Source organism: Meinhardsimonia xiamenensis (assembly GCF_900102905.1).
In the GTDB taxonomy this organism is placed as follows: domain Bacteria; phylum Pseudomonadota; class Alphaproteobacteria; order Rhodobacterales; family Rhodobacteraceae; genus Meinhardsimonia; species Meinhardsimonia xiamenensis.
This window is the reverse complement of record NZ_FNFV01000001.1, coordinates 228,778-255,607: the sequence shown is the minus strand read 5'-3', so window position 1 is coordinate 255,607 and position 26,830 is coordinate 228,778. Positions and strand designations below refer to the sequence as shown.

20 protein-coding genes and 1 tRNA gene are annotated in these 26,830 nt (G+C 70.2%); 3 read left to right on the top strand and 18 right to left on the bottom strand.

All coding sequences use genetic code 11. The annotated features are described in order from the left end of the window. Positions 1-132 precede the first annotated feature (132 nt). Positions 133-222: transfer RNA gene (locus BLQ14_RS01215), tRNA-Ser, on the top strand. A gap of 476 nt (positions 223-698) precedes the next feature. On the opposite strand, the gene BLQ14_RS15355 is transcribed toward BLQ14_RS01215, so the two are convergent. The 9 genes from BLQ14_RS15355 to BLQ14_RS01175 all read right to left on the bottom strand — a co-directional run bounded on the left by BLQ14_RS15355 (position 699) and on the right by BLQ14_RS01175 (position 11,946). Continuing rightward, positions 699-851, bottom strand: coding sequence for a hypothetical protein (locus tag BLQ14_RS15355; RefSeq protein ID WP_170068376.1), 153 nt, complete (start codon positions 849-851; stop codon positions 699-701). Further along, a complete protein-coding gene (locus tag BLQ14_RS01210; RefSeq protein WP_092497368.1) occupies positions 848-1,210 on the bottom strand; it encodes a hypothetical protein in 363 nt (120 codons plus the stop codon). The genes BLQ14_RS15355 and BLQ14_RS01210 overlap by 4 nt, the downstream gene beginning before the upstream one ends. 107 nt (positions 1,211-1,317) lie before the next feature. Next, positions 1,318-2,850 (bottom strand): DUF3987 domain-containing protein, encoded by a 1,533-nt coding sequence (locus tag BLQ14_RS01205; RefSeq protein WP_092497366.1) that lies wholly within the window; start codon positions 2,848-2,850, stop codon positions 1,318-1,320. Further along, on the bottom strand, positions 2,847-3,749 hold the full coding sequence (locus BLQ14_RS01200; RefSeq protein ID WP_092497364.1) for a DUF7146 domain-containing protein: 903 nt from the start codon (positions 3,747-3,749) through the stop codon (positions 2,847-2,849). Before BLQ14_RS01200 ends, BLQ14_RS01205 begins: the two co-directional genes overlap by 4 nt. A gap of 388 nt (positions 3,750-4,137) precedes the next feature. After that, positions 4,138-4,335 (bottom strand): helix-turn-helix transcriptional regulator, encoded by a 198-nt coding sequence (locus BLQ14_RS01195; protein ID WP_092497362.1) that lies wholly within the window; start codon positions 4,333-4,335, stop codon positions 4,138-4,140. Positions 4,336-4,774: 439 nt separating this feature from the next. Further along, the gene (locus tag BLQ14_RS01190) at positions 4,775-6,034 is read right to left on the bottom strand and encodes a tyrosine-type recombinase/integrase (protein ID WP_092497360.1); all 1,260 of its coding nucleotides are present in this window, start codon (positions 6,032-6,034) and stop codon (positions 4,775-4,777) included. A gap of 401 nt (positions 6,035-6,435) precedes the next feature. After that, positions 6,436-7,638: a VLRF1 family aeRF1-type release factor gene (locus BLQ14_RS01185; protein WP_092497358.1), complete on the bottom strand. Its 1,203-nt coding sequence runs from the start codon at positions 7,636-7,638 to the stop codon at positions 6,436-6,438. A 295-nt stretch (positions 7,639-7,933) separates the two neighbouring features. After that, entirely contained in the window at positions 7,934-10,321 is a 2,388-nt protein-coding gene (locus tag BLQ14_RS01180; RefSeq protein ID WP_092497356.1) for a YbcC family protein, read from the bottom strand. A 38-nt stretch (positions 10,322-10,359) separates the two neighbouring features. Then, positions 10,360-11,946 carry a proton-conducting transporter transmembrane domain-containing protein gene (locus tag BLQ14_RS01175; RefSeq protein WP_092498286.1) on the bottom strand — a complete coding sequence of 529 codons (1,587 nt, stop codon included), beginning with the start codon at positions 11,944-11,946 and terminating at the stop codon, positions 10,360-10,362. A gap of 108 nt (positions 11,947-12,054) precedes the next feature. Between BLQ14_RS01175 and BLQ14_RS01170 the strand changes: the two genes are divergently transcribed. Both BLQ14_RS01170 and BLQ14_RS01165 read left to right on the top strand, forming a co-directional pair. After that, complete coding sequence (locus BLQ14_RS01170; RefSeq protein WP_092497354.1) at positions 12,055-13,008, top strand: LysR family transcriptional regulator; 954 nt, start codon at positions 12,055-12,057, stop codon at positions 13,006-13,008. After that, the gene (locus BLQ14_RS01165) at positions 13,005-13,970 is read left to right on the top strand and encodes a calcium/sodium antiporter (RefSeq protein WP_092497352.1); all 966 of its coding nucleotides are present in this window, start codon (positions 13,005-13,007) and stop codon (positions 13,968-13,970) included. Before BLQ14_RS01170 ends, BLQ14_RS01165 begins: the two co-directional genes overlap by 4 nt. A 33-nt stretch (positions 13,971-14,003) precedes the next feature. On the opposite strand, the gene hslV is transcribed toward BLQ14_RS01165, so the two are convergent. The 9 genes from hslV to regB form a co-directional block, all read right to left on the bottom strand. Next, the gene (gene hslV / locus BLQ14_RS01160) at positions 14,004-14,576 is read right to left on the bottom strand and encodes an ATP-dependent protease subunit HslV (RefSeq protein WP_092497350.1); all 573 of its coding nucleotides are present in this window, start codon (positions 14,574-14,576) and stop codon (positions 14,004-14,006) included. A 133-nt stretch (positions 14,577-14,709) separates the two neighbouring features. Continuing rightward, on the bottom strand, positions 14,710-15,030 hold the full coding sequence (gene trxA, locus BLQ14_RS01155) for a thioredoxin (RefSeq protein WP_092497348.1): 321 nt from the start codon (positions 15,028-15,030) through the stop codon (positions 14,710-14,712). A 60-nt stretch (positions 15,031-15,090) separates the two neighbouring features. After that, positions 15,091-18,480, bottom strand: coding sequence for a double-strand break repair helicase AddA (gene addA, locus BLQ14_RS01150; RefSeq protein ID WP_092497346.1), 3,390 nt, complete (start codon positions 18,478-18,480; stop codon positions 15,091-15,093). Further along, positions 18,477-21,416 carry a double-strand break repair protein AddB gene (addB, locus tag BLQ14_RS01145; RefSeq protein WP_092497344.1) on the bottom strand — a complete coding sequence of 980 codons (2,940 nt, stop codon included), beginning with the start codon at positions 21,414-21,416 and terminating at the stop codon, positions 18,477-18,479. Before addB ends, addA begins: the two co-directional genes overlap by 4 nt. Further along, positions 21,409-22,101, bottom strand: a complete 693-nt coding sequence (locus tag BLQ14_RS01140; RefSeq protein ID WP_092497342.1) for a nucleotidyltransferase family protein — start codon at positions 22,099-22,101, stop codon at positions 21,409-21,411. The genes addB and BLQ14_RS01140 overlap by 8 nt, the downstream gene beginning before the upstream one ends. Then, positions 22,077-23,105: an aminoglycoside phosphotransferase family protein gene (locus BLQ14_RS01135; RefSeq protein WP_092497340.1), complete on the bottom strand. Its 1,029-nt coding sequence runs from the start codon at positions 23,103-23,105 to the stop codon at positions 22,077-22,079. The genes BLQ14_RS01140 and BLQ14_RS01135 overlap by 25 nt, the downstream gene beginning before the upstream one ends. Then, positions 23,098-23,589 carry a tRNA (adenosine(37)-N6)-threonylcarbamoyltransferase complex ATPase subunit type 1 TsaE gene (tsaE, locus tag BLQ14_RS01130; RefSeq protein WP_092497338.1) on the bottom strand — a complete coding sequence of 164 codons (492 nt, stop codon included), beginning with the start codon at positions 23,587-23,589 and terminating at the stop codon, positions 23,098-23,100. The genes BLQ14_RS01135 and tsaE overlap by 8 nt, the downstream gene beginning before the upstream one ends. 39 nt (positions 23,590-23,628) lie before the next feature. Next, positions 23,629-25,242: a PAS domain-containing protein gene (locus tag BLQ14_RS01125; protein ID WP_092497336.1), complete on the bottom strand. Its 1,614-nt coding sequence runs from the start codon at positions 25,240-25,242 to the stop codon at positions 23,629-23,631. Between the two features lie 77 nt (positions 25,243-25,319). Continuing rightward, entirely contained in the window at positions 25,320-26,747 is a 1,428-nt protein-coding gene (regB, locus tag BLQ14_RS01120; RefSeq protein ID WP_092498284.1) for a sensor histidine kinase RegB, read from the bottom strand. Positions 26,748-26,830 lie beyond the last annotated feature (83 nt).

Below are 26,830 nucleotides of genomic sequence, written 5' to 3'. Positions count from 1 at the left end.
ACCGGCATCCGTGGCAGGGCCAGGGCTGCGTCCGCGCGGGCGCGTTGACGGCTGCCGCCACGCAAAAAACACATCGATCTGGCCCCCTGCGCCTTGCCACGGGCAGCGGAGGCGCGCTACCTCTGCGCCGCCGGAGGAGTGGCAGAGCGGTTGATTGCACCGGTCTTGAAAACCGGCGTGGGTTGACGCCCACCGTGGGTTCGAATCCCACCTCCTCCGCCATAGCATCCGTGAAACACCAATGTTTGCAGGGTGTTGCAGGAATTTCGAAAAACGAGTTCCCACAATCGTTCCCACAGTTTGCACGGGCTTGGGCCTGTTTCACGGCCTCGAAAAGGCGAGGTCACATCCTTTCGGGAATCGAACCTTGAGGCCTCGCGCGCGAGGAAATTTTGCGGGTTTAGCGCAGATGAGGTCCAGCCGCCGGTTTCTCGGTCCAAGGCCTCAGAGATTTGACCCGCCCCCCGGTCGGGTCCCTTTCCGGGCGTCCGAGCGCCAGCGGTAGCGCGAGGCCCTGCGCCCTCTCTAGTTCGTGATGCTGAAAATCCTGTCTCGCCGCTTGGGTTCGAGCAGGTGGGTAAAATCGCTTTTATCCGTTTTTCCAGCCACTTGCCGGATTTTTCAGGGCCTTTGACCGGAACGGCGAACGCGCCGCGACAGGTGCAGGCCTTTTTATAGAGCCGGAAAATTCCGGGTTCTTATCGAACGTTGGCGCGCACCTCGCGCAAGAGCGCCTCGGCAAGGGCCAGCGCCGCGTGAGTGTCGAGCGGGATTGCCGCCAGTTCCCGGCCATCTTGCCAGACGTGCAGCACCGGCCCTGGGCGCACGGCGACAAGCATCACGGGCGTCATGGCCTGCCCGTCGGCACCGAAACCGCGTGCCGCCATTCATCCGGGTTGGGCGGGTGGCAGGTGGCGCACCGCCAGCCTTCACCCTCGAAGGGCAGGCGCATCGGCTTCCAGAAGTCACCGCCGCCGCAGCGGGTGCAGGGCTGGAAGGGCAACCCTTCGCTATCGAGCGCGGGTGCCTCGGGCATCACCGCCCTGCGCACCTCGGCCACGGGCAGGCTCAGGGCGCGGGCGGTATCTTCCACCGCCAGCGCCTCGGCCTCGGCACGGGCGAGCCCGCCGTCATGCTCGCGAATGGCCGCGCGTTCCTCGAACAGATCGCGGGCGAGGTCATCGGTGAAGGGTTCCGGCCCTTCTGACAAAACCGACGAAACTGACAAAACCTCTCTCGGGCCGGGTTTCGTCAGTTCTGTCGGTTTTGTCAGCGAGGGAAGGGCACCCAGTTCCTCGGCCAAGGCGCGCCAGCCGCTCATGGCGCACCGTTCAGAATCGCCGGATTGACCGCGAAGCGCCGTGAGGGTCGCCCGCCCTTCGGGCCGATCACCTCGGGCAGTTCGCGGATCACGTCGCCTTCGGCCAGCACATTCGCCGCCGCTTCCACGTCGGCCGCACGGGCGAGCCCGGCCCGGCCCGCGCGCTGCACCTCGCGCAAGGTGAAGCTGCGCCAGCCCTGTTCGCGGATCATGGCGAGAAGCCGCGCCGCCGCCCGCTCGGCCTTGGGCTTCGAGGCCTCGGCATAGGCGCGCCGGGCCATCGGCAGGGCGTAATCCTCGAGGAAGGCGCAGGCCCGTGCGAGGTGCGTTGCCGTCACCGCTTCCACCTCGGGCGGGCGGTCGGTCGCCATGTCGAGATGCGCGAGGATCAGCGCCAGCCGAACCGCCATGCCGGGCAACTTGCCGGTGAAGCCGAGAAGAAGGCCCTCGGCCTCGCCTTCCCATGCGCGGCAGGATTGGCGGAAGGCGGTCAAGAGCGCCTGCGCCTCATCCTCGAATGGCACGAACCACGGGCGCGGGTTTCCAGCGTCATCTTCGGCCATGCCGAGGCCATGAAGCCGCTCGAGCGTTGCCTTGATGAAGGCGTCATCGGCACCCGGCCCGGGCGCGGTGATCGGTGCCGGGTCGGGCCAGAAGGGCAGGAAGCGGGCAACGAGCCCGTCATCATCAGCCTTCAGCATCAGGCTCTTCAGCCGGTCAGGCTGGATACCGCCCAGCACCGCCACCGTCAGCCGTTCCACCGTCACCGGATCGCGGCCCATGCGTTCCACGCTATACCGCCGCCCGCCGTAGGCCTCGAGCCAGAACGGCCGATCCGATCCGCTCGAATAGCGCGCCATGCCCTCGAGCCATCCGGCCAGTTCGTCGCGCAACTGAAGCACGCCGCGCGGGTGCCGCTCGAGGATGACCGCCACGCGCTCAATCGTCGCGTCGTTCAGCATCAGGCGCGGCGGGAAGGGTTCCGGCCCGGGATCGCAGGCGGCAGGCTTGGCGGGCGGTTCCTCGCCTTCCTTGAGCGCCGCCTTCACCGCTTCCTTCCACGCGCTTTCGGCAATCTTCGCCACCTCGGCCTTCTCGGCCCAGGCCTTGCGCTCGGGCTCGGCCGCCTCGCGCCGGGCGCGTTCCAGTTCGGCCAGCGGCCGGGTGATTGCGTCAAGGGCCGGGCTCTTGCCCGCCGAAGGATTGCCGATCACCATGCACCACAGCGCGGGCGGCTCGCGCCAGCCCGGCCAAGGTGCCGCCCAGCGCGCATTGCCAAGCGCTGCGCCCGAGGCCGCCAGAAGGCCCGCCAGAACGTAATCGGCAGGCGCGCCCTTGCCTTCGGCCGCCGCGCGCACCCATGCCGCCAGCGGCGGGCTCAGAAGCGGCTCGAGATGCAAGGGCGGTGCCTCGGGCCGCTCGGGCGCGAGAAGCGCCGGGTCGGGCTCGGCCCATTCGATAGCGGCAAGCTCGGCCTCGGGCGTGTAGGGCGTGACTGCCGCCGAAAGCGGCTTCACCTCGGCCGTCATGCTGCACCGCCTTTCCGGGCGCGGGCCTGTTCGGCCAGCGCATCGGCAAAGTCGGTGCCGGGCGGTGCCGCCAGCACGGCCGCAGAGATGCCCGCCGCATGGGCCTTGCGGGCGAGGGCATACATGGCCTTGATGCCCGCGTCATCGCCGTCGCCAAGCGCCACAATTGACGCGCCGGGCGGGACATGGGCGAGGTCGAGGCCCGCCATGCCGGTTGCGCTCAGCGCCGCCCAGGCACCGCAGGGCGCACCGAACATCGCCACCGCCGCCAGCGTCGTTTCGATGCCCTCGCCTATCAGCACAGGCCCGCCCTCGGGCGGCTCAACCAGTCGCACCGCGCCGCCCTTGGGAAGGCCGAAGGTGGCCTTGGCAGGCACCACCGCCGCCTTGCGTCCGGGTTCGGCCAGATAGGTGACGTGGCAGGCGGTGCCTTCGCCGCCGTCGATGCGCGCCACCATCGCCGGAAGCCGCGCGCCGCTCGGGTGCGGTGCCGCCGGATGGAAGCGCAGCGCCGCGCCCTCGGGAAGCTCGAGGTGACGGCCGTTCAGGTAGCGCTCGGCCACCGTGCCGCGCGCCGGTCGCGCTTCCCGCCAGATGCGCCATGCGGTGCCCTCGCGCCGCTTGCGCTGCGCTTCGAGGTCAGCCTTCCGCCGCACCTCGGCCGCCGGGTCGGGTCGCGAAACAGAACCGGGTGCGATGCCCGCCGCTGCAAGGATGTCCGAGAACGAACAGCCCGCCTTGTGGCACCGCAGCAGAAGCCGCCCGTCATGGCCCTGCGAGATGGACAAGGCCTTTTGGTCGCGCCGCCGCTCGGGCTGGCACAGCGGACAGGACGCTACGCCGTAGCTTCCGAACCACCGGCCGCCCAGGGCGCGGGTGAGGTCGCGCGGATCAGTCATGGCGCGGCCCTCTCATTTTTTGCGCGCCCGCCGTCCGAAAAGCGTGCGATTTCATCGCCGGACGCGGAAGCGCCGCCATCAGCCGCGCGAGGTCAGCGGCCGGAATGCCGAGGCTCGGGCGATGCAAGACGGGTGGAAGCGCCCTTGCGTTCAGGATGTAGGCAACGGCCTGCCACGGCCACTTGCGGTTTCCACCACGTCGCCGTTGCAGGATGAATTGCAAGTCATCGCGGCACCGGATTGCTCGCCACCGGCCCGAAGCGGCAAGGGTGCCGTGATAGCCGTCAGCGGTTTCGTGCAGGGTGGCACGGCCGCAATCGCGAGTCGCACCTTTCCCGTTCCCGCCCTGCATCGGGCGGGTTGCCGTGAACGCCGAAGGCATGACGAATCAGCCCGCCGCGCGTTCGCGGTCGCGCTCGGCCGCCCGTTCGGCCAGCCATTCGCGCACCTCGGCCTCGGGCCATGCCACCGCGCGCTTGCCGATGCGGACAGGTGCGGGAAACCGGCCCGCCTTCACCATCCGGTCAAGCGTCGCGTCGGAAACGCCAACGATTTCGAGAAGTTCGGTTTTCCTCAACAGCTTCATGCGCTGTTTTCCTCTAGATGCAGGCCGGCCCAAGCGAATGTGACGGAACACATTTGGTGTTGCCGAACCGGCCCAAACGTGCATCTATGAGGGTGTGACAAGATAATTCACACCCGCCGCGCTTCGGTGTTGCAGCACCGGGCGCGGCACCTTCCGCATGGTGATGCACTTTGACGCATGCGGCGGCAGGAACAAACAAGCGGAACCACCTGCCCGAATCAAGAATCAATTTGAGTCGGAAAGCCGCATTTTGTGCTTGACAGCGCGGGAATCTGCAACCGCTTGTGTCGCCCTGGGTTTGACTCGCTGCCTCGCCCTTCCCGTGTAGCGATTGTAGCGGATGTAGCAGCGGGCCGGGCCGCGAAACGCGCGCCCGAGGTTTTGTCGGTTTCGTCGGTTTTGTCACCTAGGGTGAGACCATCCGACAGGCGCGCCTGTCCTACCGCCGAAACTCGACAACCTGCCCGCGCGCTTCCTTCCCGGTGACGTGATCGGCCCAGGCTTCCATCATCGCCCGCCGCCGTTCCACCATGTCGGAACGCCGATAGGCGCGCTCGGTCGCATCACCCACGTCATGGGCAAGGGCAATCTCGGCAAGGTCGCGCTCATAGCCGCGCTCGGCCGCCCAGTCGCGGAAGCTTGAGCGCAACCCGTGCGGCACCGCCGGGCGTTTGCTTCTCGGGTCAAGGAAGCCCTCACCACCGGCCTTGAGGTCGCGCCCATGCGCCGCCTTCATGGCCTTCGCAAGGGTCATGTCGGACATGGGCCGCCCGCGCCGGATACCGGGAAACACAAGCGCCTCGCCCTCTATGCGCGGCACGCTTGCCAGCACCTCGAGCGCAGCCCGGCTCAGAGGCACCACATGCTCACGCTTCGCCTTCATGCGGCTTGCAGGAACGCGCCACAGGCCCGCCTCGAGGTCGATTTCATCCCACGTCGCGCCGCGCACCTCACCAGAACGCGCCGCCGTGAGTGCCGCGAAGCGCAGCGCCGCCGCGCCCATGCCTTCCACTTGCGCCAGACGTTGCCACCATCTCGGCAGGTCGGCTTGTGCCACCGCCGGGTGATGATCGCCGCCCTTCTGGCGCTTGAGGGATGAGGGCGCGGGCAGAACCTCGGCAAGGTTGCCCTTCCATCGCGCCGGGTTGTCGCCCTCGCGAAAGCCTGCCACCGTTGCCCAGGAAAGCACCGCCTCGATACGGCCGCGAAGGCGGGAAGCGGTTTCCGGCTTCTCCTCCCAGATCGGTTCGAGCACCCGCAGCACGTCGCGAAGGCCGATGCGGTCAACCGGCATGTCGCCCAGCACCGGGAAGGCGTAGGTTGCCAATGTCGAGCGCCATTGCCTGCGGTGCTTTTCGTTCGACAGGCCCTTCGCCCGCTTGACAAGGCACCGCTCGGCCGCCTCGGCAAAGGTGATGCGGCTTTTCTCGGTGCGGTGCAGAAGTTCGGCACCTTTCCCTTCGCGAATGAGCGCCTTGTTCGCCGCCGCCTTGGCGCGGGCGTCGGTCAGGCTCACGGCCGGGAACGGTCCGAGCCCAAGGTCGCGCCGCTTGCCGTCGATGGTGACGCGCTGCACCCAGAACCGGGAACCGGAAGGCTTGACGTAGAGCGCGAGCCCGTCACCGCCGCCGTCATGGTATCGGCCCGGCCCGGCCGTCGAACAGAAGCGCGCCGTGAGCCTCTTGCCTTGCCTCGCCATGCGGTTCCCTCAATCGTTCCCTCAATTTGCACGCGCTTCAGGGCATTTTCCTGAAACCTTATGAAGTCATATGACGGGAATTATCGTTCTGAAACAAGAGGTTTTTTGACCGCTCGCGAGGGCTTGTGAAACATAGGTATGGCGGACACCTCCTCCGCCACGGCACCCGCACCGCGAACTGCGCGCTTGACGGGGCGACGGGGAAACGTCCTCGCCGGCTTCGCCAACAAGATCCCCGCCCGTTCCCTTCGGTTTTCCCGTCCGTTGCGGCCAGGCGCGTGCAAGGGATCCACTGCAAGGCGCCCACAGCAAGGTGCCCTCGGTCAACTTGGCCCCGGACGACGAAAGCGGCGCCTGAGCGCCGCTTCCGCACGTGCTCCGTCTTTGCTCGACCGCCGCCGCTACCACCGCCTGTGCGCGGCGATACCGCCGAATTCTTCCCTCAATCTGTCCGCCGCCTCGCCGTCGACGAACTCGACACGGGTGCCGAAGTTCTCCGCGAGCCGGAAAATGTGGTCGGCGAGCGGCACTTCGACCGGCTCCGCGCAGTATCTTTCCGCTGCAGCGCGGGTACCGCCGTAGAGGCCGCTGTCGGGACAATGCCAGATCTTCGCCTCGGTGCGGAAGGGAACCGCCACAACGTCAACCCGGCCGAACTGGATGGCGTCGATGACCGCTTCAAGCCCCATGGGGCCCGGCTCTTCGCGGATGCGGTCGAGAAGGCGCATTTCCTCGCGCCGCTCGGCAGCCTCGAGTGCAGGCAGCACCAGATCGTGGAGCTTCCTCGGGTCGATATCGTTGCCGTCCGAGGGGTTCGGAAGGATGGCGGCAATCATGTCATGATAGCGACCGGTGAAGAGGGATGCGACCATCGCCGCCTCGGCATGATCGCCGAGGATGACGAGCCGCTCGATGCCGCGCGCCTCCAGAGCCTTCTCCACGAGGCGGACGAGCCGCTGATAGAGCTTGCGCCGCCAGTGGCGCGACTTGGCTGCCCAGCGATCCTTGGTCGAACCGGAAAGATCGGGAGTCACTTCGGCCCTCAGTCGACCCGAACGGATGAAGTCGGCCGCCTCGCGCAGCTCCTTCCAGTCCTGCTCGTCGACTTCGGCGAAGACGCCGTCGATTTCCTCGAATTCACCAAGGAAGAACTCGTAGAGGTGCCACTCGGTCCCGTGGATGTGAAGCGCCGCCGCGCGCTGGTATTCGTCGAGCGCATACAGCAGCGGTGCGATCCAGGGCTCACCCCAGCGCGCGTCGACCCGGCCGCCGACGAGGTCAACCACGGGCACGGCCACCTTGAGGTCGATCCGCTCGAGAAAGGTCTTGCCCAGATGGTTCTGGCGGGCAAAGAGAGCCATCGTCTTCGCCTCGGGGCGTTCCTCGTCGATGAGCGCGACCACCTCGTCGTAGAGGCTCGGGCGGTGCTCGGTGCGCTCGTGGATCTCGGGGATGTCCTTGAGCGCATTCTTGACACGCACGCGCCACGCGCCGCCCCGGTTGTCGGGATTGGATGGGTCGATGTCAGCATAGACGCTGAGAACAGGAGTCTCGAGCTCCTGCAGACGATTCCAGATTTCGGCCGCCTCGTTCCGTCCGATCATTTCACTTGCTCCCTTTCCGGCAATGGGTCTTCTGGGGTCATTCCCCTTGGCCAGCGACAGGCCTCGGGCCCTCGCCCTGCCTCCGGTCCAGTCGCTCCCCGATCTGGGGGCGCGGCAGGGCATTTCAAGCACGCCGTTCAACGTTTCTCCCGGCCATTGCCGAGCACTCCCCCGAGGGAAACATCGTCTGAAGGCCCGCCCGCCGGGCGAGGGCCGGCGTCCGGTGCGCCGAACTCGCGGTCGTAGAGGCGCCTTCGAGGGGCGTGTGGTGATGCGGTGCGGGCTGCGCACAGGTTCAGGCGGCGCCTGCCTCCTCGCGCCAGCCGCCGCCCGGCCGGTAGCGCGCACTGACGCGGCCGCCCTCGAGCTGCATGAGGTGCAGCCAGCCGTTGTCGAAGAGCGCCGCGACCTCGCGGTGGCGGGCAAGAACCTGCGCGATCGCCTCGCGCGGGGCCTCTATGAGCACGGTGAGGCGCAGCGGCTCATGCATGAGGCGTTCGCCGTCATGCACTGCCTGCCAGGGCAGTCCGGCGCGCAGCCGCCCGCCATTGCCTTCGACCACGCCGATGCCACCCACCACGTTGTGGATCAGCTTGTTGCCCGCGCCGAAGGTTTCCGGCGCGAGGCTCGACCCGTGATACTGGAGCGCAATCCAGCTTGCCACCACCACGGGCGCGGTCAGGATCAGCTCGAGCGTGGCAAAACCCTCGTCCGCCTGCCAGTCATAGCTGTGCAGGAAGGCGCGCCCGCCAAGGTCCTTGCCCCGGGTGACCGCGCGCGGAGCCGCGATGAAGGCGGCACAGCCCGCGAGCCCCCACTCGGGGCGCGTCTCGGCCCAGTCGCGCGCCCGCGCCGCCACGCCGCCGGGCGCCGCGCCGGGAAGCCGCAGGGCGCGCCCGGCCCGCACCTGCCGCCCCGCGGCCTCGAGCCAGGCCCGCGCCCGCGCAAGATCCTGCGCGTGCTCGCCGGCCTCGTCCCCGGCCTTCTCCACGTCAAACAGCGTCACCTCGTCGGTCGTGGTCTCGTGCAGCGCCGCGACGAAGCGCGTGTCCTCGGGCACGGCGATGCCGGCCGTGGCCAGATGCGCGCGGGTGTCCGGGTCATTCAGCAGGCTGGCCAGAAGCCGCGCCGAGACCGCGCCGGTGTGCCCCCCGCAGGCGCCGCAGTGATAGGCGCTTTCGTGGGGGTTGTTGGTCACCTTCGCGCCATGGCCGACGAGCAGCACGAGCCGCGCGAACCCCTCGCGCACCCCCATCGCCGTCAGCACGGCGGCCGCGATCTGTGCCCGGCGCGCCGGATCGAGGGACGCGTCCAGCCGCGGGGCGGGTTCCGGCAGCGACGCCTTGCCGCCCTTGCCGAAGGCACCTGCGAGTAGCTTGCCGCCGTAAGCCAGCCCCGCGGCCTCGACGAAGGCAAAGGAGGACACCGCCGCCTGCCGGAACCGCCGCCAGGCGCGCGCGGCCCGCGCCGCGATGCGGGCCGCCTGCTCAGCCGCTTCGGGTTGATGGCTGGTGCTGCGCAGGGTCGGCTTCAGCAGGGCCGGAAGGTGTGCCTCGGCCACATCCGAGCCGTGCGGACAGTGCGCCACGGGCAGGCCGAAGAACCCGGCAAAGCCGATGGTCTCGATCCCCGGGGCCTGCGCCTCGAGGGCGCGGCGGAACGGCTCGGAGCGCACGTCGATGCAGAAGGCGGCCTGCAGCGCCGGCCGCTCCGCCGCTGCCCCTGCCGCCGGCCGGTCGAGAAGCGCGCCGAGCCGGCGCTGGAAGGCGCGCTCGGCGGCATCCTGAAGGATCGCGTCAATGACCATGTCGGGGGTGGGCGTGACCGGCTCGGCGTGCGCCCGCGCCACCTCGGCCCAGCGGGGCGCAAGCGCGGGGTATTGCGCAAGCAGCGCCTCTTCCCAGATCAGGCGGATCGCGAGCAGTGCGAGCAGGGTGCGGTCCGTCGCGCCTTCCTGCTCGGCCTGCCACAACATCCAGCGCGCGTGCTGCGCCCAGCCGCCGAGATCCATCAGCAGGCGGTGAAAGGCGGTCTCGGTGGCCTCGGCCTCGATCCCCAGCGCCTTCGCCGCCCGCACGATGGCGCGCTCGGGCGTGTCGGGCACGGCCGCGACATGGGCGCAGAAGCCCTCGAGCCCGGCAATCTCCGGCGTCAGGTCGCGCGCGGCCCAGGCCCGCCAGGCGGCCCACGCATCGGCGCCCGGCGCCGGCAGCCACAGGGCCTGCCCCCGGTCGAAATGCCCCGCCGCCCAGAGGCCCACGCAGCGCTCGATCAGGGCGGGCCAGTCGGTGCCGCTGAGCTCGGCGGCCAGATCGGCAACGGTCGGCAACGCCTCCGGCGCGGGGGCGGGGGCGTGCAGCTTTGCCTTCAGAAGCGCGAGGTCGACCGGCTTGAGCGGCGAGCTGCAGGCGATCAGGGCCGCCGCCAGATCATCATCCGAGATGCGCCCCTCCGCCACCTCGGCGGCGATCTCCGCGCGCGGCCGGAAGAGCCGCGCCCCGGCCACCCGCGCGAGCCGCGCCGCCGCCACGGTGACATCCTCTCCCGCCTGCCCGAGGAACGGGTTCACCGCCACCGTGGCATCGAGCGGGAAGGCGGGCGGGATCGCCCGCGCGGCGGCCTCGGCCGCCTTCAGCGTCGCCGACAGCCGGGCCGGCGTGATGTCGATTTCCTGCATGAACATGGTCGAATATCCCTGCTTGCCGGTCCTACTTGCCGGTCCTACTTGCCGGTCACGACGCGAAAACCGCCGATGGCCCGGTCGATGAGCGCGTTGAGGTAGAGGCCGTTGGCGACATGCACGCGCAGCCCGGCAGTCGCGGGGTGATGCGCCCAGAGCGGGAACAGCGCCTGCGCCAGCGCCACGAGCCCGAACGACACGACGGCGAGCACGATCAACGCCCATTCGAGCGGTCCGGGCGTCGGCGGAGCGGGCAGATGCGCGCCCCACAGCGCCTGCGCGCCGAGCTGGAAGCCGAAATACGCCACCGTGGCCGCGAGCGAGGCGACGACGGTGCGCCGCGTCAACGCCCGTGGCGCGGCATCGGCCAGCCCCTGCGCCACCAGATAGGCGACGCCGAAGACCAGCATCGCGCCCAGCGCCAGCGCCTGCGGCGACTTCGGCCCGGCGATGGCCATGATGGCCCCCGCCATGGCCGCGTAAAGCAGGAGCGCCAGCGCAAAGGCCTGCAGGACCGCCCCCCAACCGGGCACCGCCACCGGCCCCGGCCGGCGCGCCGCCCCTACCTCGGCCACCGCCATGCCGGCGGTCAGGAAGGCATGGCTCTTGTAAAGCCCATGGGCCACGATGTGCAGAAGCGCGAGCGGCCACAGCCCCAGCCCGCATTGCATGAGCATGAACCCCATCTGCCCGACCGTTGACCAGGCGAGCGCCGTCTTGACCGCGCTTTGCGTCAGCATCACCACCGCCCCGAAAAGCGCGGTGAGGCCGCCGAGTAGCACCAGTGCCGCCATCGCCGCGGCGCTTGCCTGCACCAGCTCTGCAAGCCGGATCAGCAAGACCCCGCCCGCGTTGATGACCCCGGCATGCAGGAGCGCGGAGACGGGCGTGGGCGCCTCCATCACCTCGGTGAGCCAGCCGTGCACCGGGAAGGCGGCCGTCTTGAGAACCGCGGCCAGAACGACGAGCGCCGCGGCAGCCTGTCCCGCCGCGCCAAGCCCCTGCGCCGGCACGAGCGCGGCGAGTGCGGCCAGATCGACGGTGCCGAAGCGCAGCCACAAGAGCCCCGTGGCCAGCGCCAGCGCTGCGTCGCCCGCGTGCCAGACAAGCGCGAACTTTGTCGCCGCGCGCCGGGCCGCCGTCCGCTCGGGGTAGAACAGCAAGAGCCCGCGCAGCACCGCACCCGTCACCACGAGGGCGCCGGTCGCCACCGCAAGGTTAGCAGCCTGAACCAGCACCATCACGCTCGCCAGCGTGCAAAGCATCAGGGCATGAAACCGGCCCTCGCGGGCTTCGCCGTCCATGAAGCGCGTCGCGTAGCGCGTCACCACCCAGCCGATGAAGCCGACGAGCACGGCGAGGCTCGCACCGACCGCATCGGGGCGCAGGAGCGCCGCAAGCCCGTCACGCGCCGCCGGATCTCGCAATCCGGCGCCCTTTTCGGCTGCCCCGGCAAACGCGATGTCGAGCGCTCCGGCAACCGCCAGCAACAGCGCCAGCAGGCTTGCACCCTGCGGCACCCGGCGCGCAAGCGGGGGGCGTCGCCCCGGCTGGGCCATCATCAGTGCGGCACCGGTCAGCAACACAAGCGGCGCGAGTGCCGCGGTGACGTCAGCGGAATAGGCCATGCCGATCTCCACGTCTTCCCTTGTCTCTTCAGGCGAGGCGGAGATAGGCGCTGGCGCAGTTAAATAAAATTATATATTGTTTCTGAAATCGTTCTATTTAATGGAACAATGAGCACGCTGAACCTGCACCACCTGCGCCTGTTCAGGGCGGTCGCGCGCGAGGGCACCCTGACCGGCGCCGCGCGCCTGCTGAACCTTTCGCAATCGGCACTGTCGACCCAGATACGCGCGCTGGAGGCGAGGCTCGGCCACGAGCTTTTCGAGCGTCGCGGCCGCGGTCTGGTCCTCACCGAGGCCGGCCGCATCGCGCTTGACCATGCCGAGGCGATCTTCCGCACCGCCGATGACCTCGTTGCCACCCTGCGCGAACGGCGCGCCTCGCGGCAGGCGCTGCGTGTCGGCGCCCTGTCGACGTTGTCGCGCAACTTCCAGATCGGCTTCATCGCGCCATTCCTCGCGCGCGACGACGTGGAAGTGGTGCTTCGTTCCGGCCCGCAAGCCCAGCTCCTCGCCGGGCTCGAGGCGCTTGCCCTCGACGTGGTGCTCACCAACCATCCCCCCGCGCAGGATGCGCTGAGCCGCCATCTCGTCAACCGCCTCGCGGAACAGCCCGTGAGCCTGATCGGCCCGCCGGAACTTCGCGGACAGCCGCTGCGCGTCCTGCTCGAGAGCCGGCCCCTGATCCTTCCCACGGCGGAAAGCCCCCTGCGCGCCGGCTTCGACGCACTGCTCGAATCGTTTTCCATTGTTCCGCGCATTCTCGCCGAGGCCGACGACATGGCCATGCTCCGGCTTCTGGCGCGCTCGGGCGCCGGGCTTGCGGTGGTGCCGCCGATCGTGGTACAAGACGAGCTCGCTTCCGGCCGTCTGGCGGAACTCGCCCGTCTCGACGGGCTGACGGAAACATTCTATGCCGTGACCCTGCGGCGCCGTTTCCCCAACCCGCTGGTCCGCGAAGCGCTGGAGGCGGCCGAGGCGTTGGCCGGCCGGGCCAAGCCGGCTTCCGGCCAGGCGGACAGCGGCGCCGACGCGAGCGGGAAACCGAAGGAAAAGCTGGAGTGATACAGGATCTGTTTCTGGTGGCCGCGGGCCTTGTGCTGTTGTTCCTGGGTGGCGAGGGGCTGGTCAGGGGCTCGGTCGCCATCGCCGAGCGCCTGGGCCTGTCGAAACTGCTGATCGGCCTCGTGATCGTTGGCTTCGGCACCTCGACGCCCGAACTGCTTGTCTCGGTCGATGCGGCCCTGAACGGGGTGCCCGAGATCGCGCTTGGCAACGTCGTCGGCTCGAACACGGCCAATGTACTGCTGATCGTGGGTGTCGCGGCGGTGCTCCTTCCCATCGCCGGCTGGGAGCGAACGGCCGTCAGGGAAGCGCTTGTGGCAACCCTCGTCGCGCTGGTGCTCGTCGGACTCGTCCATGGAGCTGCCATCACGCGTTTCGAGGGCCTGGCGATGCTGGTGGTGCTGGCCGCGTATCTTGGCTCGAGCTACTGGCTCGAGACCAGGCGGCCCGACGACCAGACCTTCGTGCACGAGGCCGAAGCGTTCGAGGACATCCCGCTTCCGCGCCCGTGGCTCGCGCCTCTCCTCGCGCTCGGCGGAATCGTGGCGCTGGTGTTCGGCGCCGACCTGCTCGTGGAGGGCTCGGTGAACATCGCGCGGTCACTCGGCGTGCCCGACGCGGTCATCGGGCTCTCGCTGGTGGCGGTCGGCACGTCGCTGCCGGAGCTGGCCACGGCGATCATTGCCGCGATCCGCCGCCATTCCGACGTCGTGCTCGGCAACGTCATCGGCTCGAACATCTTCAACGTCCTTGCCATCCTCGGCACAACCGTCGTGATCAGGCCCATCGTGGTCAGCGACCGCTTCCGCACGATCGACACGCCGGTGATGCTGGGCGCGAGCCTTCTGCTGCTGGTGCTGCTGTTCTCGGCGTCGCGCATTTCCCGCCTCTGGGGCGCGGTGATGCTCGTCGCCTATGCCGCCTACATGGCGTTTCTCTTCACGAACGGCATGGCGGGCTGAAGCGGCCGGGGGCCGTGGCGCCGGGGCCGGCGGTCAGCCCTGCCCGGTGCCGGCGCCGATCGTCTCCACGGTCACGTTGGCGTTGGTGTAGACGCAGATCTCGGCGGCGATGGCCAGGGCGCGGCGGGCGATCTCCTCGGCGTCAAGATCGCTGTCGATCAGCGCCCGCGCCGCGGCCAGCGCATACATCCCGCCCGAACCGATGGCGGCGATGCCATGCTCGGGCTCGAGCACGTCGCCCGCCCCGGTGATCACATAAAGCGCCGCGCCATCGGTGACGACCAGCATCGCCTCGAGATTGCGCAGATACTTGTCGGTGCGCCAGTCCTTCGCCAGCTCAACCGCCGCGCGCTGAAGCTGGCCGGGGCTGGCCTCGAGCTTCGTCTCGAGGCGTTCGAGGAGCGTGAAGGCGTCGGCCGTCGAACCGGCAAAGCCCGCCACCACCTCATGGCCGCCAGGGGCGAGGCGGCGCACCTTGCGCGCCGTGCCCTTGATGACGGTCTGGCCGAGGCTCACCTGACCGTCGCCCGCCACCGCGACCTTGCCGCCCTTGGCCACGCCGATGATGGTGGTGCCGTGCCAGCCGGGAAATGCCTGATCGCTCATCGTGCCTCTCCATTGCCGCGGCAGGTTAACGCCCAGGCTATATGACGACGCGCCGCCCCCGCGGCAAGGCGTGGGCAAAGCAAAAGGGCGGCGCGACAGCCGCACCGCCCCCGCAATTCCGCCTCGCGCGCCCTCAGAGCGAGGACTTGATCCACTCCTCGAGCGCGGCCTTGGGCGCGGCGCCAACCTTGTTGGAGACCACCTGCCCGTTCTTGAACAGAAACAGCGCCGGAATCCCGCGCACGCCAAGCTGGGCCGGCGAGTTGGGATTTTCGTCGACGTTGACCTTGGCGATCTTCACCTTGCCGGCGTACTCCTCGGAAAGCTCCTCGAGGGCGGGGCCGATCATCTTGCACGGGCCGCACCATTCGGCCCAGAAATCCACCACCACGGGGATGTCGGAGTTGCGCACTTCGGCGTCGAACGTCTCGTCGGTCACTTCAACGGTGGCCATGGCCTGTTGCTCCTTGGCATGTCGGGTCGGCGGCGAACCTATGAAGCCCCCCGCCGGGCGTCAAGGCGCGGCGGCGCGCGCGAATGCCGCGGTCACGAGATCGTCAGGCAGCGGCATGAGCCGCGGCACCGCAGTCCACAGTATCGCGGTCTCGATGGTGCGCTCGGGGTAGATCTGCCCCAGCGCGGCGCGATAGGCACCCATCTGCGCCAGAAGCCCCGCCGGCACCTCCTGCGGCGTCCCCGGCACGATGCGGTTGGTCTTGAAGTCGATCGCCAGAACCCGGCCGGGCTCGACGATAAGCCGGTCGATGGTGCCGTGCACGCGCCGCCCGCCCAGTTCGGGCAGCGGCGCGGTCACGGCCACCTCGGCGAGCGCGCCCGGCGCAAAGAGCGACGCGAGCGCGGGCTCGTCCAGCACGCGGGCGGCATCCTCGAGCAGCAGCGCGAGCTCGGCACTGTCGGTCACCGCATCCTCGCCGCTCATCAGAAGGCTCGCGGCAATCTCGGCGCGGCGCGCGGGCGGATGGTGGGGCAGGTGCTCGAGCAGCAGGTGCAGCTGCCGCCCGCGGCGCAGCGGGTCGTCGCCCTCGGCAAGCGCCGCCTCCCCCGGCAGCGCCTTTTCCCCCGGCAGATCCGAGGGGCGCAGCACCGCGGGCGCCTCAACGGGCGGCGGGGCGTGCTCCCGCGCCCAGTTCGGCAGCGCCGGTGCGGCCCGCGCCTGCCCGGCTGCCGTCGCCGTCACATCGCAGGCCGACCAGTCGCCGACCTCGTAGCGCAGCCCCTCGCCGGTGGGAAAGGGCGCGGCGACGGCACCCGCGCGCTGAAGCCCGGCCTTGACGGCCTCGTGCCAGGCAGCCTCGGAGCGTTCGGCCTCGGCCCCGCAGACGATGAGCCACTGTTCGGCCCGCGTCATCGCCACGTAAAGAAGCCGCCGCCGCTCCTCCTCCTGCTCGGCCCGCCAGGCGCCCAGCGCCGCCTCCACCGCCGGGGGCAGCTCGCCGCCTTCGGCCTTCCAGAACACCCGCGGCGGCCCCTCGCCCTCCGCCTCCGCGGCAATGAGCCGGCCGCGATGGACGGGCGGTGTGCGCACCGTGTCGGGCAGGATGACGACGGGCGCCTCGAGCCCCTTGGCGCCGTGCACCGTCATCACCCGCAGCCGCCCCTCGGCCGCGCCCATCTGCCGCTTCAGCTCCACATCCTCGGCCTGAAGCCACGAGACGAAACCGGTGAGCGAGGGCACTTCGGCCTGCTCATAGGCAAGCGCCTGCTCGAGCAGCGCATCAATGCCCTCCTCCGCCTCCTCGCCGAGCCGCGCGATCAGCCGCCGCCGCCCGTCATGGCGGATCAGGATGCGCTCAATGAGGTCGTAGGGCCGCAGGAAGTCGGCCGCATCGCGCAAATCGCGCAGCATCGCGTGGGTCTCGGGCCACTCGTCCCGGCGTGCCTCGAGCACCGCGCGCAGCGGGCGCCCGCCCCGGTTCGCGGCGATACGGAAGAGATCGGCCTCGCTCCAACCGAAGAGCGGCGAGCGTAGTGCGGCGGCGAGCGAAAGCTCGTCCTCCGGCGTGGCGAGGAAGGAGAGAAGCGCGGTGAGATCGCGCACCGCGAGCTCCTCGCCAAGCTTCAGCCGGTCGGCCCCGGCCACCGGCAGACCCTCGGCCTTGCAGGCGCGGATGATCTCGTGAAACAGCACCCCCCGCCGCTGCACCAGCACCATGATGTCGCCCGCGCCGATGGGCCGCGCCGCGCCCGTGCCGTCGGGCAGGGGCGTGCCGATGAGCGCCCTGATGTGGCGGGCGATCTTGCGGGCGAGTTCGAGGCGGTTGTCGCCGGGCGCGAGCACGTCCACCGGCTCGTGCCAGGGCGGGTCTTCCGCCTTCTCCGGCGCGGGCTCGAGCGGCCAGAGGTCAACCCGGCCGGGCAGATCGCCGAAAAAGGGGCGGTGCGCGACCGGCTCGTGACGGGGCGGGCCGTTCGTCCAGTCCGGGAAGGTCAGGTCAACCGCGCGCAGGATCGCCGGCGAGGAGCGGAAGGAGTAGGCCAGCTCGTGCGGCAGGAGCGGCTGGCCCGCCGCCCCGAAACGGCGGGCGAAATGCTCCTGCATGCGCGCGAATTCCCGCGCGTCCGCCCCCTGGAAGGAATAGATCGACTGCTTCGGGTCGCCGACCACGAAGAGCGTTCGCGGCGGCGCGCCTGCGCGCCCGCCCTCACCGGCGGTGAACTCTTCGGCCAGCCGCGCGATGACCCGCCATTGCTCGGGACTCGTGTCCTGCGCCTCGTCGACAAGGATGTGATCGATGCCGCCGTCAAGCCGGTAGAGCACCCAGGCCGAAACCGCCGGGTCTTCGAGAAGCGCCAGCGTCCGGCCGATGAGATCGTCGAAATCGAGCCGGGCGAGAGACTGTTTCCGCGCCTCGTAACCCTCGAGGAAGGCCCGCGCGAAGCGGTGCAGGGCAAGCGTTGCCTCGGCCGTCTTCAGCCCCACCCGCATGGGGCGGGCGGCCTCGACACGCCTCATCAGCGCCTCGAGCCGGCGGGTGTCGTCGCCGAGCACCTCGCGCGTGGCCTTGGTCGGGAATTTCCCGATTCTTGCGGTGAATGGCGCCGCGCCGCTCTTGGTGAGGAAGACCGACTCGCATGCGATGAGCGTCTCTTCGGTCGCTGAGGCGAAGTCGAGCGGCGCAAGATCGGCGGCCGCTTTCTGATCGTTTGTGCTCCCCGCACGCAGCGCCGCGATCACGCGCGGCATGAATTCGGCCGCATCAGAGAAGGTTTCGGCGAGCAGCCGCTCCATGTTGAGCGCTTGCGGCAGGCCGAGCCAGCGCCTGATCTCGGCCTCGCTCACCTCCCGCGCGAAGCCTGCGCGATGGGTGATGATCTCCTCGGTGAAGGCGGCCATGTCCTCCCCCGCGATCAGCGGGGCGATGGCGCCGAAGCGCCCCTCAGCGTCCTCCTCGGCGAGCGCGCTTGCCACCTCCTCGCGCAGAAGCGCCGCCGAACGGTCGTCAAGCTCGAGGAAGTTCGGCGACACCCCGGCCTCGAGCGGGAAGCGGCGCAGGAGCGCGGCGCAGAAGGAGTGGATGGTCTGGATGCGCAGGCCACCCGGCGTCTCGATGGCGCGGGCGAAGAGCCGCCGCGCCTCGGCCAGCCGCTCGGGCCCGCCCGGCGCCTCCTCGCCAAGCCGCGCAAGCTCGGCGCGCAGCGCGCCATCCTCCATCAGCGCCCAGCGCCCCAGCGTGCCGAACAGGCGGTTCTGCATCTCGCTCGCCGCGGCCTTGGTGTAGGTCAGGCACAGGATGTGCTGCGGGTCGGTGCCTGCGAGCAGAAGCCGGGCCACGCGGTCGGTGAGCACCTTGGTCTTGCCCGAACCGGCGTTGGCGGTAAGCCATGTGGAGCTTGCCGGGTCGGCGGCGCGGATCTGGTTCAGCGTCGCGTCATCAAGGCTCATCGGCCGACATCCTCGGGCTCGGGTGCGTCGCTGTCCTCCCACTCGCCGTGGCGGGCGAGGTGGTCATAGTCGCCGGGATACGCGCTGCGGAACATCGCCCGGCGCGAGACATAGCCCGTTGACGGGTCAAGATAGGTCGACACAAGGCGGAACAGAGACGTTTCCGCCTCCTCCAGAAGCGCTGCGTCAATCTCGATCGGGGTGAACTTGGGGTTCGTCCCGAGCCCGATATAGGCGGCCTGCGTGACGGCCCCGGGTGCGACTCCCTCCACCGCGCCGCGACTGACCGCGAGCGCCGAGAGCGGCAATTGCGGGTCGAAGTGGCGCACCTGCTTCCGGGTCGGCACGCTGCCGGTCTTGTAGTCGTAGACGGCGAAGGTGCCGTCGGCGAGCAGATCGACGCGGTCGATGCGCCCCGTAAGGGTGAAGCGCGGGTCTTCGAGCTTCAGCGTGCAATCCTTCTCCAGCGCCGCGGGAAAGGCGCCGGCAAGACGCGAGGCCTCGCCTTCCACGATCCAGCCCGCGATGCGCGCGAGCCGCGCAAGCCAGAGCCGGCGGGCGAGCGGCCAGGGCACTTCGGCCTCCATCACCTCGCGGGCGATGTCCATCAGCGTGCCGGTTGTCAGTGGCGCACCATCGCCCACCGACCGAAGGAAGCGCTCCATGATGGTATGCACGACCGTGCCGCGCTGGCTCGCCTCGGGCTGCGGGCGCAGCGGGTCGAGCGGCCGGAGACCCAGCACATGCCGGGCGTAGATGGCATAGGGGTCGCGCACCAGATGGCTGATCTCGGTGATCGAGAGCCGCCGCGGCCGCACTTCCACCGGCGGGCGGGGCGCAGGCCTGCGCGCGGGTTCCACGCGGTTCTCCGCCGCGTCAAGCCGGCGGGCAAGGGCAAGCCAGTGATTGCCGCGCGCGCGCATCTCGGCAAGCGCCGCGCGCCCCTCGTCGGAAATGCCGCCAAGATAGTTGGTCAGCCGGTTCAGCCAGCGCGAAGGCACCGTCTGCGCCTCCGCATCGCGCAGGGCGCGGGTCAGCACCAGCTCGGCCGCGCCTGCCGCCTGCTGGAAGTCGTGCGCCGAAAGGCCAATGCGCCGCTCCGGCAGCAGGAGGCCGACGGCGTGCCGCATCTGCCGGTTGAGCCACGGGTCGGCGCCGGGCTGGGCCGGCCACACGCCCTCGTTGAGCCCGGCGGCTATGACAAGATCGGCGCCCTGCGCCCGGGCCTCGAGCGTGCCCCAGATCATCACCCGGCTGTCGGCGGCGACCGTCTCGCGCACCTCGCGCTCGGCCAGAATCTGGTGAATCAGAGCCGCATATTCGGCCGGCGTGACCTCACCGCCATGCGCCGCCTCGCGCTCGAGCGCCTGCATCTGCCGCAGCGCCTCGATGCCGGCCGCCTTCAGCCACAGCTCGCCTGCCCCCTCCTGCCCCGGCCCGGCGGCAAGAGTCTCGGCAAGGCGAAGATGGGCCTTGAGGTGCTCGGCGAGCGGGCGGCGCTCAGGCGCCGGGACCGCCTCCAGCACTTCGGCCAGCCAGAACGCCCAGTCGCGGTGCTCCTCCCGCGCCTCGCCCCAGGCGCGGATGTCCTGCCCGTGCGGGTGCGGGATGCCGCGGCGGCGCAGGTGAAGCTCAAGCTCGCGGGCATGAAGCACATGCGCGCCCCGCTCCTTGCCGCCCTCCGCGCCTCCGGTGGCGGCGAGCGGGTGCTTAAGCAGCGCCATCAGCGCATCGGCCGGCGGCGGCGCCACAAGAAGCGCCGCCGTCTGGCGCAGGAAGCGGCCCGGCGCGGTGAGCTCCAGCGGGCGGCCGGCGCTGTCGTCGGGGATGATGCCCCAGCGGTCGAGCGCCGCCGTCACCTGCCGGGTCAGAACCCGGTCAGGCGTGACCAGTGCTGCGCGCACGCCCCGCTCGACCGCGTCGCGCAGGATGAGCGCGATGGCGCCAGCCTCCTCGCGGGGGCCGGGCGCCTCGATCAGCGTCACCCGCGCCATGGCCGCGCGCGGGTCAGGCATGTCGCGGCCCTCGCTGAGCCACTGGTCGGTCACCGGCGCGGGGCGCAGCACGAGCGAGAGCGTGCGGTTGCGCGCGGGATCGGGGGCGGTTGCCGCTTCATGCCAAGGGTGCACCGCGCCAGGCTCCATCCCGAGGGCCTCGCACAGCCGGGCGAAGCGGAACTGCGGGTGATCCTCGCCGCTGCGGGCGTCGGTGAGCGCGGCCCAGCCATGGGGCGGCATGTCGAAATCGAAGCCGGGCAACACCACCGCGCCTTGCGGCAGGCGCGCCACCGCCTGCATCAGCCGCGCCGTGGTGCCGCGCGAGCCGGTGGAGCCGGCGACGATCACCGGATGCTCGGGCGGGGCCTTGTCCCACCGGGCGATGAGCGCTTCCACCGCCAGCCGCTGGCGCGCTTCCGCGTCGATCGCCTCCGCCCCAGCCTCGGAAAGGAAATTGCGCACGAGGTTGATGAAGGTCAGGCTGCGCTGCCAGTGGCCCGACTGGTCGGAGACGTCGAGCTCTTCGAGCTTCTCGGGCGGCACGCCCTCGCCCTGCATCTCGTCGAAGAGCGCGCCGAGGCTCTCGGCAAGGTCGAAGGCGGCGGTGCCGGGGGCAAGCTCGGGGGCGCGCTCGAGAAGAGCGGCCACAAGCCGGGCAAGCTCGAGCCGCCGGCGCAACGGCGGCAGGGTCGGCGGCAGCCCCGGCAGCGGCAGGCGCGCGCCGATGTCGGTGACAAGCTGCAAGCGCGGCAGGAGCCGCGCCGGCCCCGCGTCGAAGGCCGCCTCGATCCGGCGCTGCATCCGCCGGGTGTTGACGAAGACTTCGGCCCGCGCGAGCGCCTCGGGCGGCCCCGCGCCATGCCGCGCGATCAGCCCGGCGACGAAGGCGGCCGGAAAATCCGCGCCGGGCGGGATGCCGAAGAGCCGCGGCTCAGCCATTGCCGCCCTCCGCCAGAAGCGCCTCGGCAAGTGCAATCGATTGCGGTCGGCCCACGTCGCACCAGCCGCCGGGGTGGATCACGCCGCAAAGCCGCCCCTTCGCGGCGAGCGCATCCCACACGCGGTTGAGCGAGAAGACGCGCCCCTCCACCGCCTCCACCGCCGCGCGCGCGATGATCTGCGCCCCGCCGTAAACGAAACCGCCGCCGCGCGCGAGCCGTCCTTCGCCCTCGAGCGCGAAGTCGCCGGCCCCGGCATGGCCGAGGGCGCGGTCGCGCGGCACGAGGATCAGAAGCGCATCCATGCGCCCAGAATCCCAATGCGCGGCCAGCGTGGCAAGCGGGCTCGGCCCCGTCCAGACGGCATCGGTGTTGAGGGTGAAAACGGCCTCACCCGGCAACTGCGGCAGCGCGTTCTTCAGGCCTCCGCCGGTGTCGAGAAGCTCCGCCTCGCGCAGTGTGATCACGCCGCGAGGCGCAAGATGCGCCTCAAGCATCGGCGCAAGGTAGTGCGTGTTGGCGAGGATCGGCGCGAGCCCCAGGCCCGCCGCCTGATCGAGCGCGTGGTCGATGAGCGGCTTTCCGGCGACCTCGACGAGCGGCTTCGGCCGGCGCCGGGTGAGCGGGGCCATGCGCGTGCCAAGACCGGCGGCAAAGAGCATCAGGGCGCGGGGGGCGTCGGGCATGGCTCGGCAAGGCGGGCGAGAATGGCGGGCGTCGGTTCGGGCAGGGTGGCGAGAGCGGCATCGCGCAGATCGCGCAGGTCCGGGTGGGCGAGATGGCGCATGAGCTGGCGCCAGACCCTCGGCATGTGGGCCAGATAGCCGGGCTTGCCCTCCCGGCGGGCAAGACGCGCGAAGATGCCGAGGATGCGCAGGTTGCGCTGGGCGCCGAGCGTGGCCCATGCGGCCTCGAATTCGGCCGGATCAGAGCCTGTTTCGGCGAGAAAAAGGGCCTTCATCCGCGTCACGAGATCGGCGGACAGGTCGCGGCGCGCATCGCACAGAAGCGAGACCGGATCATAGGCCGGGTGGCCCTGCTCGGCATCCTGGAAGTCGAGCCAGCCGACGCGGGCGAGGCCGCGCCGGTCGGGCAGCCAGACGAGGTTTTCGGCATGGCAGTCGCGATGCACCGGCGTAGCGCTTTCGGGCGCGAGACGGAAAAGCGCCTCTTCGAGGGCGGCGAGGAGCCTCTCGCGAGCGCCCGGCGGCGTGGGGGCGAGCGGCGCGGCGTAATCGTCAATCGCCGGGAGGGAAAGGCGGGCGCGCTCGCCACTGGTGCGGATCGGCAGCGCCCTGGCATCGGCGCGCGCCTGCAGTTGCGCGATCGCGCGCAGCGTCTCGCCGTAGAGCATCGCCGCGCGTTTTGGGAACTTCGTGATCACGTCTGCAAGCAAGGCGTCGCCGAAATCCTCGAGCAGCATGAAACCCTGCCCGGGATCGGCCTCGTGGACACGCGGCACGGAAAGCCCGGCTTCGGCAAGAATGCGGGCCGTGGCGATGAAGCCGTCAAGCGGCGGATTGGTCTCGGGCGGAGCGTCCATCAGGATCAGCGAGGCGCCGGCGCCGTCGCGCAACCGGAAGTAGCGCCGCCGCGAGGCATCGGTGCGCAGCGCCGCCAGCGTCCAGCCCGCCAGACCGCAGCGTTCCAGGAACCCACGGCGCGCGACATTTCGCAGCGGTTCATTCATCTGCAACAGCGGCCTCGAGCAAGCGCTTGCGCCAGCGCATCGGATCGGTCGTGGAAAGCTCGATCATGCGCGCCTCTCCCCCCGGCACGAACCGCAGCCAGAGCGCGCCTTCGGGAACCGCGGCGCCAAGGCGTTCGGGCCATTCGACGAGACATATGGCGCTCTCGAAGGCCTCGTCGAGCCCGAGTTCTGCCGTGTCCGCGTTCTCGCCAAGCCGGTAGAGATCCGCGTGCCAGATTTCCGCGCGCCCGTCATCGTAGACTTGGACGAGGGTGAAGGTCGGAGAGGGAACCTCCTCATGCAGGCCCGCCGCGGCCAGCCGCGACTGGATCAGCGCCCGAGCGAAAACGGACTTTCCAGCCCCGATCGGCCCCGAAAGCAACAGAACGTCGCCCGCCTCCAGACGCGGCGCGATCCGCGCGGCGAGTTGGCGCGTGTCTTCTTCGCGGTCGGAGCGGATGTTGGCAATGGGGGTTCGGGCCATGCCCCGAGTTTGGCCCCGCCCCCGAGCGGCCGCAAGGGGTCAGGCGCGCCTGCTCGCGACGCCCCCGGCCTCGATCCCTTCGAGGGCCGCGCGCGGCGGCGAAGCTTCGACCGCCGCATCAAGCTCGCGGAAACCCGCAAGCATCGCGCCGCCCTGGATCGGCTCGAACCGGCATTGAAGCCGCCGCCCGTCGCGCAGACGCACCTCCGCGCTCCAGGCCGACCGTTCGCCGAGCCCGGCCGCGAAATCGCGCACATCGCCCCAGACCGGGGTTGGAACGCATGCCATGTTCCATGTGCGCGTGGCATCGAGCAGCGTGATGTCCCCTTTCAGCGTGGCCAGCGGATCACTGCCCCAGAGCCTTGCATAGGCGCGGTTGGCGAGCGTCATGATGCCCGCGGCCGAAAACACCGCGATCGCCTCGTCAAGGCTGTCGATCACGGCCTGCCCGGTCTCGATTTCGGCGCGAAAGCGACGGGTCAGCGAGACTTCCGAAGAGATATCCTCGAACACCAGGGCGATGGCGCCGTCGTGATGCGGACGGCCGTCAACCCGGAAGGTGCGCCCGTCGACCAGCGGCCAGATCTCCGAATAGGCTCCGTCCCTGGCGGCCGCCTCGAGCTCGGCGATGTTGCGCCGCCAGCTGCGATAGTCGCGCGGCTCGGGCGTCATGCGGTGATCGCGCAGCCGGTCGAGAAAGGCATGAAGCGTCGGGCGTCCGGCCAGAAACTCCACCGGCAGGCCGGTGAGCTCGGCAAGGGCGGGGTTGAAAAGCGACAGCACGCGGCGGCCGTCGAAGATCGCAAGGCCCACGGTCAGCGCGGCGAAGGTGTTCGACATCGTCTGGACGAATTTCGAAAGCGACCGTTCGGCGGCAACGGCGCGATCCTCGGGCAATGCCGTGTAAAGCGCGCCATCGGCAAGCTCCACGGCGCTGCACCGATACCAGAACTGCCTGCCCGTCCCGGCTTCGGTAAGCGGGTGGCGCTGGCCCTTGGCAAGCGTCGCCGCCGGGCCGAGCCCTTCGAAAAGCACCGGCGGCGGCCAGCATGCCGCGCCCGGTGCCTCGCTCATCCGTTCGGCGAGGTCGAGATAGGCGGCATTGGCCCAGCTGATCCTTCCGTCGGCCGTGGTGCGCCAGATGGGAACGGGCGTATGCCGAGCGACGGTGCGCAACTCGTCCAGCTCGGCGAGAAGCGCGGCGCCCATCGCGCCCGTCGGGCCGCGCCGGGCGCCTCGGTGCAGCTCCACCAGCCTCAGACGTGCGACGCCGTCGGACCATTCCGCCTCGAGCCATGCGCTGCCGTCGGCGGCGGCAAGGTCAAAGCGCCGGCGCTCCGAAAGTTCGGCAAGGCGCGCGCCGAGTGTCGGAAAACGCGGCGACAGCGCGCCAAGCAAACGTTGCAGGTCGCTGCCGGCGCCCGGGTGGCGCGAGAGGATGAGCCGCCCCGCCGCCGTGGCATCGAGCAGCTCCTCGCCGCGCAGCAGAAAGACGGCGCCCTCGGCCTCGGACCCCGCGGCGGGGGCATTCCCGGCGGACAGCTTGCCCCTTTCCGGGCCTGCAAGGCGCAGGGTGCCGAGCGCGATTGCCGAAGACGCCAGCGCACCGCCGGCGAGCAGCGTGGCGATCTGACCTGCCAGTCCCCAATCCATGATCGTCCCCCGCAGCTGCCTGCTGTGGACAGTTTTAGGAAAACGCCGGTTAACAGTGCCTTAACGCGGGATATCCCTCACGACTCGGCGTCTTCGGCGCGGTAGGGCATGTTCGAGCCCAGCGCCGCCCGATCGGCACCGGCGGGCGCGGCGATGGCGGTGAAGGGCCAGCGCACCTCGACAACGGCCCCGCAAGGCTCGCCGCGTCGGTGCTGCGGCGCGTGAACGTCGGCAGCGTTGGCAAAGGTGAGCACGGCGCCCGTGCGCTCGAGCAGCGTCTTGGCAATGAACAGCCCCAGTCCCATGCCCTCGTAACCGGCGCGGGCGCCACCACTGCCGCCGCCGCGGGTCCGGCGGCGCACGAACGGGTCGCCGATGCGGTCGAGCACGTCGGCGGGGTAGCCCGGCCCGTCGTCGGCGATATGGATGACGATCGTGTCTTCCGACCAGCCGATATCGACCCACACGCGGCTTTCGGCGAAGTCGACGGCGTTCTGAATGAGGTTGCGCAGCCCGTGAATGAGTTCGGCGCGGCGCAGCAGCACCGGCTGCTCGTCCCGCCCGCCCGGCATGGGCCTCGCCGAGATCAGGATTTCCCTGCCACGCCGCTCGTGCGGGCGCGCGGCTTCCTGCACTACCGCCTCGATCGGCATGAGCCGCAGCAGCCGGTCGTCCTTGCCCATCTCGCCCATCGAGCGCAGGATGTCCCGGCAGCGGTCCGCCTGTTCGCGGATCAGCGCCACATCCTCGGCCAGATCGGGGCGGTCGCCGAGCTCCTCGGCCAACTCCTCGGCAAGTTCGGCGCTGGCGAGCTTGATGGTGGCCAGCGGCGTGCCCAGCTCATGGGCGGCCGCAGCGACGATGCCGCCGATGTCGGTGAGCCGCTGCTCGCGCTCAAGCGCCATCTGGGTGGCCAGAAGCGCCTGCGACATCGCCCGCCCCTCCGCGGCGACCCGCGCGACGTACCCGGCAAGAAACGCGATGCCGATCACGATCGCCGACCAGAAACCCAGCGACAGCAGGGGCGGCAACGCCAGCACCTCGCCGCCGGAGGTGACAAGCGGCAGGTGGAAGCGCCAGACGATGGTGATGAGAACGATGGCCACGGCCCCCAGCACCGCCGTCGACGCCGGCCGCAGCGCCGCCGCCGAGATGGTGACCGGCGCGAGGATGAGAATTGCAAAGGGGTTGTTGAGCCCGCCGGTGAGCGCGAGCAGAACGGCAAGCTGAACGAGGTCAAACAGCAGCATCGCCGCCGCTTCGCCTTCCCCAAGGCGCCGGTTGCGCGGCGCCAGCGCCATGGCCACGAGATTGACGATGACCGAAGCTCCGACCGCAAGCGCCAGAAGCCCGGTCTCGAGCCGGAGCCCGAGAAAGCGCGCTGCGACGAGAATTGCGGCAAGCTGGCCGGCCACGGCAATCCAGCGCAGGATGACGAGGGTCCGCAGGCGCACACGCTGCCCCCCCGCCTTGAGCAGGGCCATCGGGTCGGGATCATCCTGCATCATCGGGCTCCGATCCTGCCGGCACGGCCTTGCCTGTTTGCGTCAAACTGACCACTTGTAGCCCGCGGCCAGCGCGCCGATCA